Raw genomic sequence first — 13,639 nt, 5'->3', positions numbered from 1 at the left:
CTACTCCGCCGCCGTGCGGGGGGCGCCTTGGCCGGCCCTGTCCCCGAGCGCGGCGTGGCCGTAGCGCCGCTCGATATAGTCCAGCACCATCTGCTTGAACGCCGCGGCGGCGCCGGGACCGCGCAGCGTCGTAACCTTCTCGCCGTCGATGAACACGGGCGCGGCGGGCGTTTCCCCGGTTCCGGGCAGCGAAATGCCGATATCGGCATGCTTGGATTCGCCGGGCCCGTTCACGATGCAGCCCATCACCGCGACGTTCAGCGTCTCGACACCGGGATAGCGGCGCTTCCAGTCCGGCATTTGATCGCGGATGAAATCCTGAATGTCCCGGGCCAGTTCCTGGAACGTGGTCGAGGTGGTGCGCCCGCATCCAGGGCACGCGGCCACCAGCGGCACGAAGGCGCGGAAGCCCATGCTCTGCAGCAGCTCCTGAGCCACCTTCACCTCGAGCGAGCGGTCCCCGCCGGGCTCGGGCGTGAGCGAAATGCGGATCGTGTCGCCGATGCCCTGCTGCAGCAGGACCGACATCGCGGCCGAGGAGGCGACGATGCCTTTTGAGCCCATGCCGGCCTCCGTGAGCCCCAGATGCAGCGCGAGGTTCGAGCGTTCGGCCAGCATGCGATAGACCGCAATGAGATCCTGCACCGCCGACACCTTCGCCGAGAGCACGATCTTGTCGGCGCCCAGCCCGAGTTCCTGCGCCCGGTCCGCCGAGAGCAACGCGGACTGCACCATGGCCTCGTGCATGACCTCGCGCGCGTCCTTCGGGTTGGGGCTCTCGGCGTTCTCGTTCATGAGCCGCGTCAGCAGCTCCTGATCGAGGCTGCCCCAATTGACGCCGATCCGCACCGGCTTGTCGTGTTTCAGCGCGATGTCGATGATCTGGGAGAACTGCTTGTCGCGCTTGTCCTTGAAGCCGACATTGCCCGGATTGATGCGGTATTTCGCCAGCGCCTCGGCGCAGTCCGGATTGTCCGCCAGAAGCTTGTGGCCGATATAGTGGAAGTCGCCGATCAGCGGCACGTCCACGCCGCGCTTGTCGAGCTGCGCGCGGATGAGCGGGACCGCCGCGGCGGCCTCGGCGCGATCGACCGTCAGCCGGACGAGCTCGGAGCCCGCGCGGGCAAGCGCCTCGACCTGCGCGACCGTCTGGCCCACATCGGCCGTGTCCGTATTCGTCATGGACTGGACCACGACGGGCGCGCCGCCGCCCAGGGTCACCGGACCGATCTTGACGGGAACGGTCCGTTTCCGCGTGATGCTCGTCACCTGAAGTCTCCTTGAGCGGGAGGATACATCACATTTGTGTCTGTCGCGCTAGGGCGGGCCGGTCAGGTGGACCTGCGGCGATTTTGCCACGCGAAGACCCCATCGGCGAGGAGCGCCGCCAGCGAGACCGCCGCCGCCGCCGCGAGGGCCGTCGCGATATCCGGCGTGCGGTCCGGGGTCAGCCCTTGCGCCAGCTCGACCCCGACCGCGAAGGGCAGCAGGACCGCCGCCACCCGCATGGGTCTCGGGTAGGCGATACAGGCGAGCACGGTCACGGAGAAGAACACCAAGAAGTGCTCGACCAGCCAATGCAGCCCCAGCCGGACCTGCCAATCGGCGGGGCCGAGCGCCGCATAGACGATCCCTGCGCAAATGAGCGCGAGGAGAAATACGATCCATCGCCGCGAACCGCCGGTCATGAGACCTTTTAACCGGTCCGGCGGGCGGCGCTAGACCTGCCAGAGCGGAAACGGGTCGGGGAGCGATTTCCAACGGCCCGCCGCCAGGTCCTGTTTGGAGGCATTCTGGACGAGGCAGGCGTTGAGGGCAGCCGTGATCGCCTCGCGGTCCATCGCGCGCGTGCCGATGAAGACGAGCTCCTGGCGCCGGTCTCCCCAGGTCGGGTGCCACCGCTTCATGACCTCGTTGACGCTGTCCGCATCGTCCGGCCAACGGCTTTGGGGAACGGCCGCCCACCAGAACCCGATCCCTTCGTGCCGCACGAGCGGGCCCGCCTGGCTCAGTTCGCCGACCCATTGGGGACGCGAGGCGAGCCAAAAGAACCCCTTCGCACGGATCACGTTTGGCCAGGGTTCGTTGAAAAACGCATAGAGCTTTTTGGGATCGAACGGCGCCCGCGCCCGGTAGGTGAAACTCGCAATGCCGTATTCCTCCGTTTCCGGGGTGTGGTCCTTGAAGCCGTTGAGTTCCTTGAACCAGGTCGGGTGCGTCTGCGCGGCGGCAAAATCGAAAAGCCCCGTATCGAGAATTTCGGAAAGCGGCACGTCGCCTTCGCTCGTTTCGATGATCTTGGCGCTGTCGTTCAACGACCGGATGATGGCGCGCGCCGCCTTCACCTGGTCCGGCGTAGCAAGGTCGAGCTTGTTGAGGACGATGACGTCGGCAAACTCGATCTGATCGACGAGCAGCGCAACGAGCGGACGCGCATCCGTCTCGTCGACACCGAGACCGCGATCGGTCAGGAACTCCTGGGACTGATAGTCGCCGACAAGCCCGGCCGCATCGACGACCGTCACCATCGTGTCGAGGCGCGTGATATCGGACAGGCTGTTGCCGTCCTCGTCCCGGAAATCGAACGTCGTGGCCACCGGCAACGGCTCGGAGATCCCCGAGGACTCGATCAGGAGATAGTCGAAGCGCCCCTCATCCGCGAGGCGGAGAACCTCGAGCAAGAGATCCTCGCGCAGCGTGCAGCAGATGCACCCGTTGGACATCTCCACCAAGGCCTCGTCGGTCCGCGACAGATCCGCGGCGCCCTTCCGGACCAGTTCCGCATCCACGTTGATCTCGCTCATGTCGTTGACGATCACCGCCACCTTGCGGCCCTCCCGGTTGGCGAGAACGCGATTGAGCAAGGTCGTCTTGCCGGCGCCGAGAAAGCCCGACAGGACGGTGACCGGAAGCCGCCGATCCTGCCCAGGGGCCGCGCTTTCGAGATGATCCAAGAGCTCGGTGTCCATGATCCATTCGCTCCAATGTTATAACATAACAAATAAAGGCCGCATCTTGGCCCGAGTGGTTTGCAGAGATTGGACGAGGACGGAACGGCCAAGGGCGACCGGTCCGTCCTCGCCGGTGCAGGCTAAGACGACAGCGCGGCGGTCAGCGTGCCGACATTGTGCTTGAACATGTCGAGATAGGTCGGGGCGGGGCCGTCCTTGGCCGAGAGGGCATCGGAATAAAGCGTCCCGCCGATCTTGGCGCCCGATTCCTTCGCGATCTGCTCCAGCATTTTCGGGTTGGTGATGTTCTCCATGAACACGGCCGGGATCTTGTCCTCGCGAATCTGCCGGATGATCTTGGCCACGTCCTTCGCGGACGGCTCGCTCGCCGTGCTGATGCCTTCGGGCGCCAGGATCTCGAGACCGTAGGCCTCCCCGAAATAGCCGAACGCATCGTGGCTGGTGATGATCCGCCGATGGCTCTGCGGCAGCGCGCCGATCGCCGCCTTGACCGCGGCATCCTCTTTCTTCAGCGCGGCGAGGTATTTCTCGGCGTTGGCCTCGTAGACGGCCTTGCCGTCCGGATCGGCGGCGATCAGGCCGTCGCGGATATTGGCGACATAGATCTCGCCATTGGCGAGGTCCTGCCAGGCATGCGGATCCGTGCCGCCATGGTGGTGATGATGATGGGCCTCGGCATGCTCGTCGTCGTGGTCTTCGCCCTTGGCGTGTTCCTCATGATCGTGGTCGTCGTCCTCACCCTTGGCGTGATCCTCATGGTCGTGGTCGTCGTCCTCGCCCTTGGCGTGTTCGTCGTGGTCGTGATCCTCGCCCTTGGCGTGGTCCTCATGCTCGTCGTCGTCGTGATCCTCGCCCTTTGCGTGCTCGTCGTGGTCGTCGTCATCGTCCGCCACGTCGCCATGAAGGTGCTCGTCGTCTTCTTCGATCGTGAGGGCCTTCACGCCTTTGCTCGCAACGACCGTCGCGCCCTTGAAGCCGGACGACGTCTCGAGCCGTTCCATCCAACCCTCGAAGCCGAGGCCGTTGACGAAGAAGATGTCCGCGCCGGCCAGTTTCTTGGCATCAGCTGGCGTGGGATCGAACTCATGGGCATCGCCGTCGGGGCCGACGAGTTCGGTGACGACGACACGGTCCCCGCCCACGTTCTTCACCATGTCGGCGAGAATGCTGAACGAGGCGACGGCGTTCACCTTGTCGTCGGCCTGCGCGCGAGACGCGATGCCGAGCGCGAGAAGCGCGGCGGCGAAACTTGGTATGAGACGGATACGCATGGTCGTGAGACTCCATGTTTGGCTGGTTGGGACGGTTAGGCTTCCAAATGTTTGCGCGGCATGAGCCCCCAGAGGGCTCCGCCCCTCCGGCCGGCGAACATCGAGAAGAGATAGAATGCGCCGCAGGCCAGGATGACGGTCGGGCCGGTCGGCACGCTGTAGTGATAGGAGATCAGCAACCCCGCCACGCTCGACACGAAGGCCGCGACGATGGCGACGGCGATCATTGCGCCCGCGCTGTCGGCCCAGAATCGCGAGCTGACCGCCGGCAGCAACATGATGCCCACGGCCATCAAGGTGCCGAGCGCCTGGAATCCGGCGACGAGATTGAGCACCACGAGGACGAGGAAGATCAGATGCGTCGGGGAGCTCCAGCGGCTCACGGACCGCAGGAAATGCGGGTCGAAGCACTCCAGCACGAGCGGGCGGTAGAGCGCCGCCAGCGTAAGGAGGGAGACCGTGGCGATCCCGGCGACGAGCAGCAATGCCGCATCGTCCAATGCCAGGACCGACCCGAACAGCACGTGGAGCAGGTCGACATTGGTGCCGTGGACGGACACCAGAAACACGCCGAGCGCCAGCGACAGCAGATAGAACCCCGCAAGGCTCGCATCCTCGCGGATCACCCGCGAGCGCGCGACGAGGCCCGCCGCGAGCGCGACCGCAAGCCCCGCGGCAAAGCCCCCGAGGCTCATGGCAAAGAGCGACAGCCCCGCGAGCAGATAGCCGATGGCCGCGCCCGGCAGGATCGCGTGCCCCATGGCGTCGCCCATGAGGCTCATGCGGCGCAGCATCAAAAACACGCCGATCGGCGGCGCGGTCATGGAGATGGCGAGCGATCCCACAAGCGCCCGGCGCATGAACGCGAACTCGGTGAAAGGCTCGAGGAGGGCATCGATCATGCGGTTTCGCGCGCCTCGTCGTGATGGCAAACCGTGGCATGCTCGTCGACGCCCTCGTTGAACCGGCGTGAGCGGTCGAGATTGACCGGGGTCAGCACGGCAGGCGTATCGCCCCAGGCCAGAACCTCGCGCGCGAGCAGCAGGGTCTGCGGAAAATGCCGGCGCACGAGATCGATATCGTGCAGAACCGCGACGACCGTCCGGCCCTCAGCGTGCCACCGCTCGATCAGCCCGATGAGATCGATGATGGTCTTGGCGTCGACGGCCCGGAACGGCTCGTCCAGGAGAATGATCTTGGCGTCCTGCAACAGGAGCCGCGCGAACAGAACCCGCTGAAACTGGCCCCCCGACAAGGCGCCCACGGGCCGGTTCGCGAGCGCGGTCAAATGGACCGCCTCCAGCGCGCCCGCCACGCGCGCGGCGCAGGCGCCGTCGATCCCGCCCGAGGCACCGATCTCGCGCCACAGCCCCATGGCCACGCAATCGAAGACGGAGATGGGAAAGCTACGGTCGATCTCGACCACTTGCGGCAGATAGGCGATGTCGTTCCTGTGATGGCCGTGATAATCGATCCGTCCACTGAGCGGTTTCAGCTCTCCCACCAGCGCCTTGAGCAAGGTGGACTTGCCCGCGCCGTTCGAGCCGACAATGGCCAGAAGCGCGCCGCGCGGGATGTCGCCGGTGATGTGGTGCACCGCCGGGTGGCGGTCGTAGCCGAGCGTCAGATTCTCGAAGCTGACGGCCGGCAGCGCCCCATCCACGTGGCCGGTCTTCATTGCAGCGCCCATAGGACGGCCAGCCATAGCACCGAGAGCATCGCCGCCACGAGCACGAGCCGCTGAGCGGTCGAAGCGCGCAGCAGCGAGACGCCCAGCACGCGGGACTGGACGGGGGCGTGCCGCGCCGGCGGCAAGGAGTCATCCAATGGCAAGGCGAAGCCCTCTCGGAATGGTGTTGGTCTAGGCCGGCGAGGCTTGCGCGAGACCGCAGGACTCGCACAGCCCGGCGATCTCCAAGGTCACCGTCTCGGGCGAAATCTCCGCGGGTGCGAGCCCCAGAAGCCGCGCCTGCTCCTTTTCCCCGAGCGGAATCTCGATCACCTTGTCGCACGCCCGGCAGATGGCGAAGGCGAACCGCCCGTCGCATTCGCCATGCCCGCAAGCAATGAAGGCGGAGCGCGATTCGAGCCGATGCACCATGCCCCTCTTCATCAGATCGTTCAGGGCGCGGTAGACGGTCGGCGGATGGGCGATGCCCGACTTGCGGACCCGGTCCAGAATGGCATAGGCGCTCATCGGCTCGCCCGCCTCGCGCAGACAGCCCAGGATCTTGCTCTGATTGGGAGACAGCTTCCGCGCCGGGCTTCCGCCAGCATGATGATGGGGACTGGTCATGATCAATGATATAACATAACGCGCTCGGCCGGCGTCAAGCCGAAAGGAGCCTGCCGAACGCGAAAGGCAGCCTTATCGACTTCGGCCCGCCGCTGCCTCGCGACGGCGCCGTGCGTCGGCAAGGCCATGGTGGGGCGGTGCGCCGAAAAAACGGCGGAAGTCTCGCGAAAAATGCGGCTGATCGGCGAAGCCGGCCGCATGGGCCGCATCGGTCAGATTGCATCCGTCGAGCACTGCGGCGATAGCCGCGCGCATGCGGCACCAGGCCCGGTAGCGCCGGAACGGAACGCCCACCTCCGCCGTGAAGAGATGCTGAAACCGCGACGCCGACAGGCCGGCCGCAGCCGCCGCGCTGTCCGCCCGGCCAAACGCCAGATGGTTCCGGCGGAGACCGCGCAAGACACCCTCGATACGCGGATCGATGGCCTCGCGCGAAGCTCTGCGAATCCCGCGAGATCCTCGAGAGCCTCCGACAGCCAGGAGGCGCTGTCCTGGGCCTCGTAACTCTCCCGCAACAGGGAGACCTCGCCGCTTTGGCCGACCAGCGCTCCCTGCTCCGAACGCGCCGCGCCGACGAGGCGGTGCATTTGCCCCGCCGACAGCCGCCCCGGCTCCGCATAGAGCACCGCGAGCGGAGCACCCGCCATGTCGAATTCGTAAGGAAGCCCGGCGGGGACGACGGCGGCGCGGCAACGCTGCCAAGCGCCCTCGCCAACGCGCAACGAGAAGCGCTCGTACAGTCCGGCGAGAAACACCGGCACGCTGTGGCTGTGGCGTGCATTGCGCCCAAGGGCGCCCGCGAACAGCGACAGGCCCTCGTTCACATGCCAGAGCGGCCGGCCGTCGGCGCCTCTTGTCGCAGCACGTTCGTTCAAGTCGTTGAGCCCTTTCCTCGAATAGTGTGCGCCGGACCACGATACGGAGGAAATCACCCATGTCGACCCTGGACCTCACCCGCCGCCGTTTCCTCGGGAGCGCGGGCGCCGTTGCCGCCGTACCGTTGTTCGGCGCAGGCGGCACGGCCCTGGCCGCCGCCCCCATGCTGGGACCGGTGGAGCCCAGGACCTACAGATTCAAGCTCGGCGATTTCGAAGTGACGATGATCGCCGATTCCGAGGCCTTCGTTGACGGTCCCTGGCCGCTGATCGGCGGCGGCGCCGAGCGCGCCGAGGTGGACGGACTCATGCGGGAGAACCTTCTCCCGGCGCACAAGTACCGGCCAGGTTTCACACCCATGGTCGTCAATACGGGCAAGCAAGTGCTCGTCTTCGACACGGGCAACGGCGAACGGGGTTTCGTGCCGCGGCCCCACGGCGGCTGGCTCGCCGCGCAACTGGCGCCCGCGGCTTCACGCCGGAGCAGATCGACGTGGTCGTGCTCTCGCACGGTCATCCCGATCACATCGGCGGCGTCCTGGAGAAGGGCGAACCGCTCTTCCCCAACGCCCGCTACGTGACCGGTGCCGTCGACTACGACTATTGGAGCGGCGACCGCCCGTCCGGAGACTTGGCGAAACACGCGGCGCTCTATCGCGACTACGTGGTCCCGTTCGCCGAGAAGACCACGTTCCTCAACCCCGGAGACGAGGTGGTGCCTGGCATCCGCGCCATCGGGGCCTTCGGGCACACGCCCGGCCATCTCGGTTTCGACATCGAGAGCGGCGGCAAGCGGCTGGTGTTTTGGGGCGACTGCGCGCACCACCAGGTTGCCTCGCTCGCGCGGCCGGACTGGCATTGCGTCTTCGACGTCGACAAGGAGCAGGCCGCGAAGACCCGTGCCCGGATGTTCGACATGGCCGCGGCCGACCGTGTCGCGGTCAGCGGCTTCCACATGCCCTTTCCCTCGCTCGGCTATGTCGAACGGCGGAAAGACGGCGGCTACCGCTGGCTCGCGCATTCCTATCAGCTCAAGGTCTGATGGCACGATCGTGACTTGATCCGTGCTCCGTCCCGGCCTGCAATGGGCCCATGCAAGACCGGATCGAGATCGTCGACGCGGATATCACCCGTCTCGCGGTGGACGCGATCGTGAACGCGGCGAACGAGCCTTGGCCCCGGGCGGCGGGGTCTGCGGCGCGATCCACCGTGCGGCCGGCCCCGGACTCGCCGGCGCGTGCGCCGAATTGGGCGGTTGCCCCACGGGCGAGTCCCGGATCACCCCGGGCTTCGATCTCCCCGCACCATACGTGATTCATAGCGTGGGCCCGGTTTGGGGCGGCGGCGAGCGCGGCGAGGGCCAGCAACTCGCAAGCTGCTATCGCACCGCCTTGCACCTTGCCGCCGAGAACGGCCTCGCCTCGATCGCGTTCCCGGCCATCTCGACCGGCATCTACGGCTTCCCGCCCGACCGCGCGGCCCTGATCGCGGTCCGCACCGTCCGCGAGACCTTGCCGGACGTCCCCGGCATCGGGCGCCGTGGTGTTCTGCTGCTTCGGCGACGAGTCCCGCGCCCTGCACGAGGCCGCCCTGGCGGCGACGGCCAACCCTTGACTTCCGGCGCCGCCCGCCCGGCGATCGTCTGGTTCCGCAAGGACCTGCGCCTCGCCGATCACGAAGCGCTCACCGCCGCGGCGCGGTCCGGCGCGCCCGTCCTGCCGCTCTACATCCACGATGACGAGACAGAGGACGCGCGGCCCGAAGGTGGCGCATCGCGCTGGTGGCTGCATGAGAGCTTGAAGGCGCTGGACGCCTCTTTGGCCGCCCATGGCGGCGCGCTCGTCCTGCGCCGGGGACGGACCCGCGATGTCCTGGCCACGGTGCTTCGGGAGACGAACGCCAGCGCCCTGCACCTGACGCGAAGCTGCGAGCCCTTCGGGTCGCGATGCGAGGACGCCGCCGCCGCGTTGTGCCGGGACCGGGACGTGGCGTTCCATCACCACCGGGGACGGCTTCTCTTCGCGCCGGAGGACGTTGTCACGAAGGACGGGCGCCCCTATCGCGTGTTCACGCCGTTCTGGAAGGCGTGCCTGGCGCGCCCGGCGCCGCCGGTTCCAATGGGCGTGCCGAAGTTCACGGACTTTGCCTCGACTGACGGCGTCCCCCTCGACGCTCTCGAACTGCAGCCGTCCCGGCCCGATTGGGCCGGCGGGCTCCGGGCAGACTGGACGCCGGGCGAAGAGGCGGCGCGGAACGCGCTCAGCGCCTTCATCGAGGAGCGGATGGCCACCTATGCCGAACGGCGCGACGGCCTGCGGGCCAATCCCACATCGCGCCTGTCGCCCCATCTGCATTTCGGCGAGATCGGCCCCGCGCAAGTCTGGCACGCGGTCACCCATGCGGCAGAAGCGGGAAACAGCGCCGTGCGGAAAGGCGCTCAAGCATTCCTGCGGGAACTCGGCTGGCGGGACTTCTCCTACCACCTCCTGCACAGCTTTCCGGCCCTGCCGGACTCGCCCCTGCGGCCCGAATTCGCGCGCTTTCCCTGGCGCAAGGACGAAGCGGCACTCACCGCCTGGCAGCGCGGCCAAACCGGATACCCGATGGTGGATGCCGCCATGCGCCAGCTTTGGCAGACGGGCTGGATGCCGAACCGGGCGCGCATGGTCGTCGCCTCCTTTCTCGTCAAGCATCTGCTCCTGCCCTGGCAGGAGGGCGAGGCCTGGTTCTGGGACACGCTGGTGGACGCGGACCTCGCCAACAATGCCGCGAGCTGGCAATGGGTCGCCGGCTGCGGCGCCGACGCCGCACCCTATTTCCGGATCTTCAATCCCGTGCTCCAGAGCCGGAAGTTCGATGCCGACGGCGGCTATATTCGCACCTGGGTTCCGGAGCTGGCGGGTCTGTCCTCGCGCGACATCCATGCGCCCTGGGAGGCCGCGCCCGCCGTCCTGGCGGCAGCAAACGTCGAATTGGGGGGCACCTATCCGGGGCCCATCGTCGACCACGCGGCCGCGCGGGCCCGCGCGCTGCGCGCGCTCGAAAGTCTCAAATAGCCGCTACCAGGCGCGCGGCAGCGTCCTTGTTTTAAGCTGCTCCTTCAGCCGCACGATCCGCCGATACGCGTCCTCGACGCGCGCCTCGCCGAGGTGCCCGTCGCACACGGCTTCGGCAAGCGCGCGATGGATGCGCGCACCGAAACGGGGATCGCCGCGCTCGATATTGGAGAAGACCAGGATGTCCGTGCCGGCTCGGATTGCCCGCACGGCCGCCTCCTCCGGCGAGAACGCCTGCGTGATCGCGCCCATCTCCATATCGTCGCTGATGATCACGCCGTCGAACCCGAGCCCGTTCGCGCCGCGCAGGGCCCCGACCGCCTTGACCGACAAGGACGCCGGCAGGCCTTCCAGGTCGCTGAAGCGCGGATGGTAGAGATGTCCGATCATCACCGCATCGAGCAGGCCCTGGAGCACCAGGCGGCGATAGGGATCGAGTTCCTCCTCGCGCCAGCTCTGCGAGATGTCCGCCAGCTTGCGGTGGCTGTCCACGACGCTCGAGCCGTGCCCCGGGAAATGCTTGGCCGCGGTCGCGACATTCGCCTCGTGATGGGCGTTGATGAACGCCGCGGCCATGGGCGACACGATGTCGGAACTGTCGCCGAAGCTCCGTCCCCGCGCGCCGATCACGGGATTGCCCGGATTCGAGTTGATGTCGACGACGGGCCCCAGATTCAAGTTGAAACCGAGGCCGGCGAGTTCCAACGCCATCTGGCTGTAGATCTCCCCGGCGATCTCCTGGGCGTCGAGGCTCAGATTCTCGCCCACCAGCTTGGCGGAGGGGAACCAGTCGAAGCCCTTCCGGGCCCGGAGGCGCTGCACCGCACCTCCTTCCTGATCCACCGCAATGAAGGGGGGCAGGCCCGACCGGGTGGCGCGCAGCGCATCGGTCAGCGCCTTGAGCTGGGCTCTGTCGCCGATATTGTCGGGGAACAGGATCACACCGCCGACCGTTCCTTGACGCAACTGCGCGAGCACGGCCCGGACGCCCCGGTCCTGTTCGCGGAGTCCGGGGAAGCCGACCATGATGGTCTGGCCGATCATCGTGTCGAGACGCCGCGATGGACAATCGCCGGCGTCGATGGCGTGCGCTGTCGGCAGCGACCCCTCCTCACCGTGCGCGACCGTCACGAAAACAGGACCCGCAAGAACAAGGGCCGCGAACGACAGTGCGGCAAAGGCGGCCGCAGGCATGCTGGGAACGAAGCCCGAACGGAAGGTCATGAGGGCAAGATTAGTGGCGAATCTTGCTGGGATTTTGAATAGGCTACCGCGCGAACATTGGGGGCGCCCGTCGCGGACGCGGCGTCCGCGAGGACGCAATGAATTGGGTGAGAGGGATGTGGGCAAGAGGAATGACGCGCAAACCGATCTGGTCGTTGACTGCCGCCTGTCTCATCGTGCTCCTGACGGCGGGAAGCGCCTACGCCCAAACGGCGGCGACGCCGGGGCCGGAAGCCGGCGCGGAGGCCGAAGCAGCCACAGAGGCCGAGACAACGGCCGAGAGCGAGGCGGAACCCGCGCCCGTGTCCGACGAGGACTTCGCCAAGAGCCTGATCGGCAAGACCTATTCCGGCAGCTTCGGCCTCGACGGCTGGACCAATCTTGGCGGGGGGCTTGTCCTACCGCCTTTCTATGTCCACCACTATGCCCGTGACGACGGCACCGTGCTGGTCGTGACGGCCAAGGAAGGGTCCGCGGCAGGCTTCGAGGTCGCCGACGCCCTGGTCGCGGGAAAGCCGCGCAAGGGCTATACGTTCTCCACGTCCTGCATGAAAGGCGAGGACTACACGCTGCGTTTCATGGGCGAGACGAGCGGCAAGGACGCGGCCGAATGGTGGACGAACTTGAATAAGGCCTGGGAGATCGACATCGAGACCGGAAAGATCTCATCGGTGAATGCAAGGGGCGTGAAATGCACCAACCCCAATTGGTGAGCGCCGGGTCCGGGCGCGCGCGCCGCGGCGGCCGCTAGCAGGCCCGTCGCATGCTCCAAATACTCTTTGTGCTGACGATCTGTGCGGCGCTGTGCACGGCGCTGCTGGCCGGCAATTTCTTCGCCTTCTCGGCGTTCTTCCTGCGCGCGCTCGGCGGCCTCACGGCGGAACGCGGGATCGTCGCCATGCAGGCCACGGTCGCCGCCATCAAGGCACCGGCCTTCCTCGTCCTGTTTTTCGGAACGGCCCTGCTGTGTCTCGCGCTCGGCGCCACGGCGCTCTTCAACTGGCGCGAGGCCCACGCGCACTTCGCCTTCGCCGGCGCCGCCTTGTTCCTGATCGGCGGGTTCGCCGTCACCCTGTTGCGCAGCGTGCCCTTGAACAATGTGCTGCTCGCCGCCTCGCCGGACGCGGAGGACGCACGCGATCAGTGGCGCCGCTATCGCCGGGCCTGGCTGCGCTGGAACCATGTGCGCGCCGTGACGACGCTTCTGGCCTGCACCTGTTTCATGCTGGCGCTCGCCGAGATCGGCATGCCGTTCTGACGGGCACGCCCTAGTCCCAGTCGGGAACCGTCTCCTGATCCGCAAGCGCGGCCATGCGCGCTTCATAGACCGCCATGAAATCGTGCCGTGTCCCGACGCCATCGAGCCCGGACCCGCGTAGCGCCTCGCCCACGCTGACCGTGCAGTTGAACGGCACGAGCAGGGCGGAGCCGCGCGGCAGCGCCTTACCGAAGCCGTGCATGTAGACGGGAATGACCGGAACGTCGGTGCGCGCGGCGGCCAGCTGGCCGATGCCCGTCTTGAACCGCCCCAGCGCTTCCGGCGCGCCGCGCGAGCCTTCCGGAAACAGGATCAGGATCTCGCCGCGGTCGAGCGCCGCCTCGAGCGGGGCCAGCGGATTGGCGCCTTTGCGGACTTTCGCGCGCTCCAGCGGAACGATCCCGACAATCTCGCGGGCGAACCAGCTGCGAACTTTGCCGGTCAGAAAGTAATCGGCGGCCGCGACGGGCCGCAGTTTCGGCAAGAGCGGCAACGGCATCAGCGACATCAAGGCCAGCGTGTCCAGATGCGAGTTGTGATTGGCGGCGAGGATCGCGGGACCCTCTTGCGGTAGCCGCTCGCGGTGGCGCACGGTGAGGCCGAGCGCCAGCAGGATGACGCCGCGCACCAGGACGGCGAAGAACAGAAATCGCGCAAGGCGCGTCAGGGCGTTCATGCGCGCAGAGC

15 protein-coding genes and 1 pseudogene are annotated in these 13,639 nt (G+C 67.2%); 4 read left to right on the top strand and 12 right to left on the bottom strand.

Going from position 1 to position 13,639, the window contains the following annotated elements; genetic code table 11:
* The 10 genes from ispG to AUC68_RS04280 form a co-directional block, all read right to left on the bottom strand.
* Positions 1 to 1,269 carry a flavodoxin-dependent (E)-4-hydroxy-3-methylbut-2-enyl-diphosphate synthase gene (ispG, locus tag AUC68_RS04315; RefSeq protein ID WP_069436496.1) on the bottom strand — a complete coding sequence of 423 codons (1,269 nt, stop codon included), beginning with the start codon at positions 1,267 to 1,269 and terminating at the stop codon, positions 1 to 3.
* A 62-nt stretch (positions 1,270 to 1,331) separates the two neighbouring features.
* Positions 1,332 to 1,688: a hypothetical protein gene (locus AUC68_RS04310; protein ID WP_069436495.1), complete on the bottom strand. Its 357-nt coding sequence runs from the start codon at positions 1,686 to 1,688 to the stop codon at positions 1,332 to 1,334.
* Between the two features lie 30 nt (positions 1,689 to 1,718).
* Positions 1,719 to 2,969: a zinc metallochaperone GTPase ZigA gene (gene zigA, locus AUC68_RS04305; protein ID WP_069436494.1), complete on the bottom strand. Its 1,251-nt coding sequence runs from the start codon at positions 2,967 to 2,969 to the stop codon at positions 1,719 to 1,721.
* Between the two features lie 122 nt (positions 2,970 to 3,091).
* Entirely contained in the window at positions 3,092 to 4,243 is a 1,152-nt protein-coding gene (locus tag AUC68_RS04300; RefSeq protein ID WP_069436493.1) for a metal ABC transporter substrate-binding protein, read from the bottom strand.
* Positions 4,244 to 4,278: 35 nt separating this feature from the next.
* Positions 4,279 to 5,145: a metal ABC transporter permease gene (locus AUC68_RS04295; protein ID WP_069436492.1), complete on the bottom strand. Its 867-nt coding sequence runs from the start codon at positions 5,143 to 5,145 to the stop codon at positions 4,279 to 4,281.
* Positions 5,142 to 5,921 (bottom strand): metal ABC transporter ATP-binding protein, encoded by a 780-nt coding sequence (locus AUC68_RS04290; RefSeq protein WP_069436491.1) that lies wholly within the window; start codon positions 5,919 to 5,921, stop codon positions 5,142 to 5,144. The genes AUC68_RS04295 and AUC68_RS04290 overlap by 4 nt, the downstream gene beginning before the upstream one ends.
* Entirely contained in the window at positions 5,918 to 6,076 is a 159-nt protein-coding gene (locus AUC68_RS16665; protein WP_158008224.1) for a hypothetical protein, read from the bottom strand. The genes AUC68_RS04290 and AUC68_RS16665 overlap by 4 nt, the downstream gene beginning before the upstream one ends.
* Positions 6,077 to 6,104: 28 nt before the next feature.
* Entirely contained in the window at positions 6,105 to 6,539 is a 435-nt protein-coding gene (locus AUC68_RS04285) for a Fur family transcriptional regulator (protein ID WP_069436539.1), read from the bottom strand.
* Between the two features lie 72 nt (positions 6,540 to 6,611).
* Positions 6,612 to 6,833, bottom strand: coding sequence for a helix-turn-helix domain-containing protein (locus tag AUC68_RS17510; RefSeq protein ID WP_244500390.1), 222 nt, complete (start codon positions 6,831 to 6,833; stop codon positions 6,612 to 6,614).
* Positions 6,752 to 7,414, bottom strand: coding sequence for an AraC family transcriptional regulator (locus AUC68_RS04280; RefSeq protein WP_244500391.1), 663 nt, complete (start codon positions 7,412 to 7,414; stop codon positions 6,752 to 6,754). Before AUC68_RS04280 ends, AUC68_RS17510 begins: the two co-directional genes overlap by 82 nt.
* 59 nt (positions 7,415 to 7,473) lie before the next feature.
* Here AUC68_RS04280 and AUC68_RS04275 point away from each other — a divergent pair.
* A pseudogene (locus AUC68_RS04275) lies at positions 7,474 to 8,456 on the top strand (MBL fold metallo-hydrolase).
* Between the two features lie 130 nt (positions 8,457 to 8,586).
* Positions 8,587 to 10,470 carry an FAD-binding domain-containing protein gene (locus AUC68_RS04265; protein ID WP_342027452.1) on the top strand — a complete coding sequence of 628 codons (1,884 nt, stop codon included), beginning with the start codon at positions 8,587 to 8,589 and terminating at the stop codon, positions 10,468 to 10,470.
* A 3-nt stretch (positions 10,471 to 10,473) separates the two neighbouring features.
* Here the strand turns inward: AUC68_RS04265 and AUC68_RS04260 are convergent, their stop codons facing one another.
* Positions 10,474 to 11,694: a glycoside hydrolase family 3 protein gene (locus AUC68_RS04260; RefSeq protein WP_083240394.1), complete on the bottom strand. Its 1,221-nt coding sequence runs from the start codon at positions 11,692 to 11,694 to the stop codon at positions 10,474 to 10,476.
* A gap of 131 nt (positions 11,695 to 11,825) precedes the next feature.
* Here AUC68_RS04260 and AUC68_RS04255 point away from each other — a divergent pair, with 131 nt between their 5' ends.
* Both AUC68_RS04255 and AUC68_RS04250 read left to right on the top strand, forming a co-directional pair.
* The gene (locus tag AUC68_RS04255) at positions 11,826 to 12,407 is read left to right on the top strand and encodes a hypothetical protein (protein ID WP_069436489.1); all 582 of its coding nucleotides are present in this window, start codon (positions 11,826 to 11,828) and stop codon (positions 12,405 to 12,407) included.
* Positions 12,408 to 12,457: 50 nt separating this feature from the next.
* Positions 12,458 to 12,952 (top strand): anthrone oxygenase family protein, encoded by a 495-nt coding sequence (locus tag AUC68_RS04250; RefSeq protein WP_069436488.1) that lies wholly within the window; start codon positions 12,458 to 12,460, stop codon positions 12,950 to 12,952.
* A 10-nt stretch (positions 12,953 to 12,962) separates the two neighbouring features.
* Here AUC68_RS04250 and AUC68_RS04245 read toward each other — a convergent pair whose 3' ends face one another.
* On the bottom strand, positions 12,963 to 13,628 hold the full coding sequence (locus AUC68_RS04245) for a lysophospholipid acyltransferase family protein (protein WP_069436487.1): 666 nt from the start codon (positions 13,626 to 13,628) through the stop codon (positions 12,963 to 12,965).
* Positions 13,629 to 13,639 lie beyond the last annotated feature (11 nt).

Source organism: Methyloceanibacter methanicus, from assembly GCF_001723285.1.
Lineage (GTDB): Bacteria > Pseudomonadota > Alphaproteobacteria > Rhizobiales > Methyloligellaceae > Methyloceanibacter > Methyloceanibacter methanicus.
Note: the sequence above shows the minus strand (reverse complement) of the source record. Positions and strands in the feature narration are given on the sequence as shown.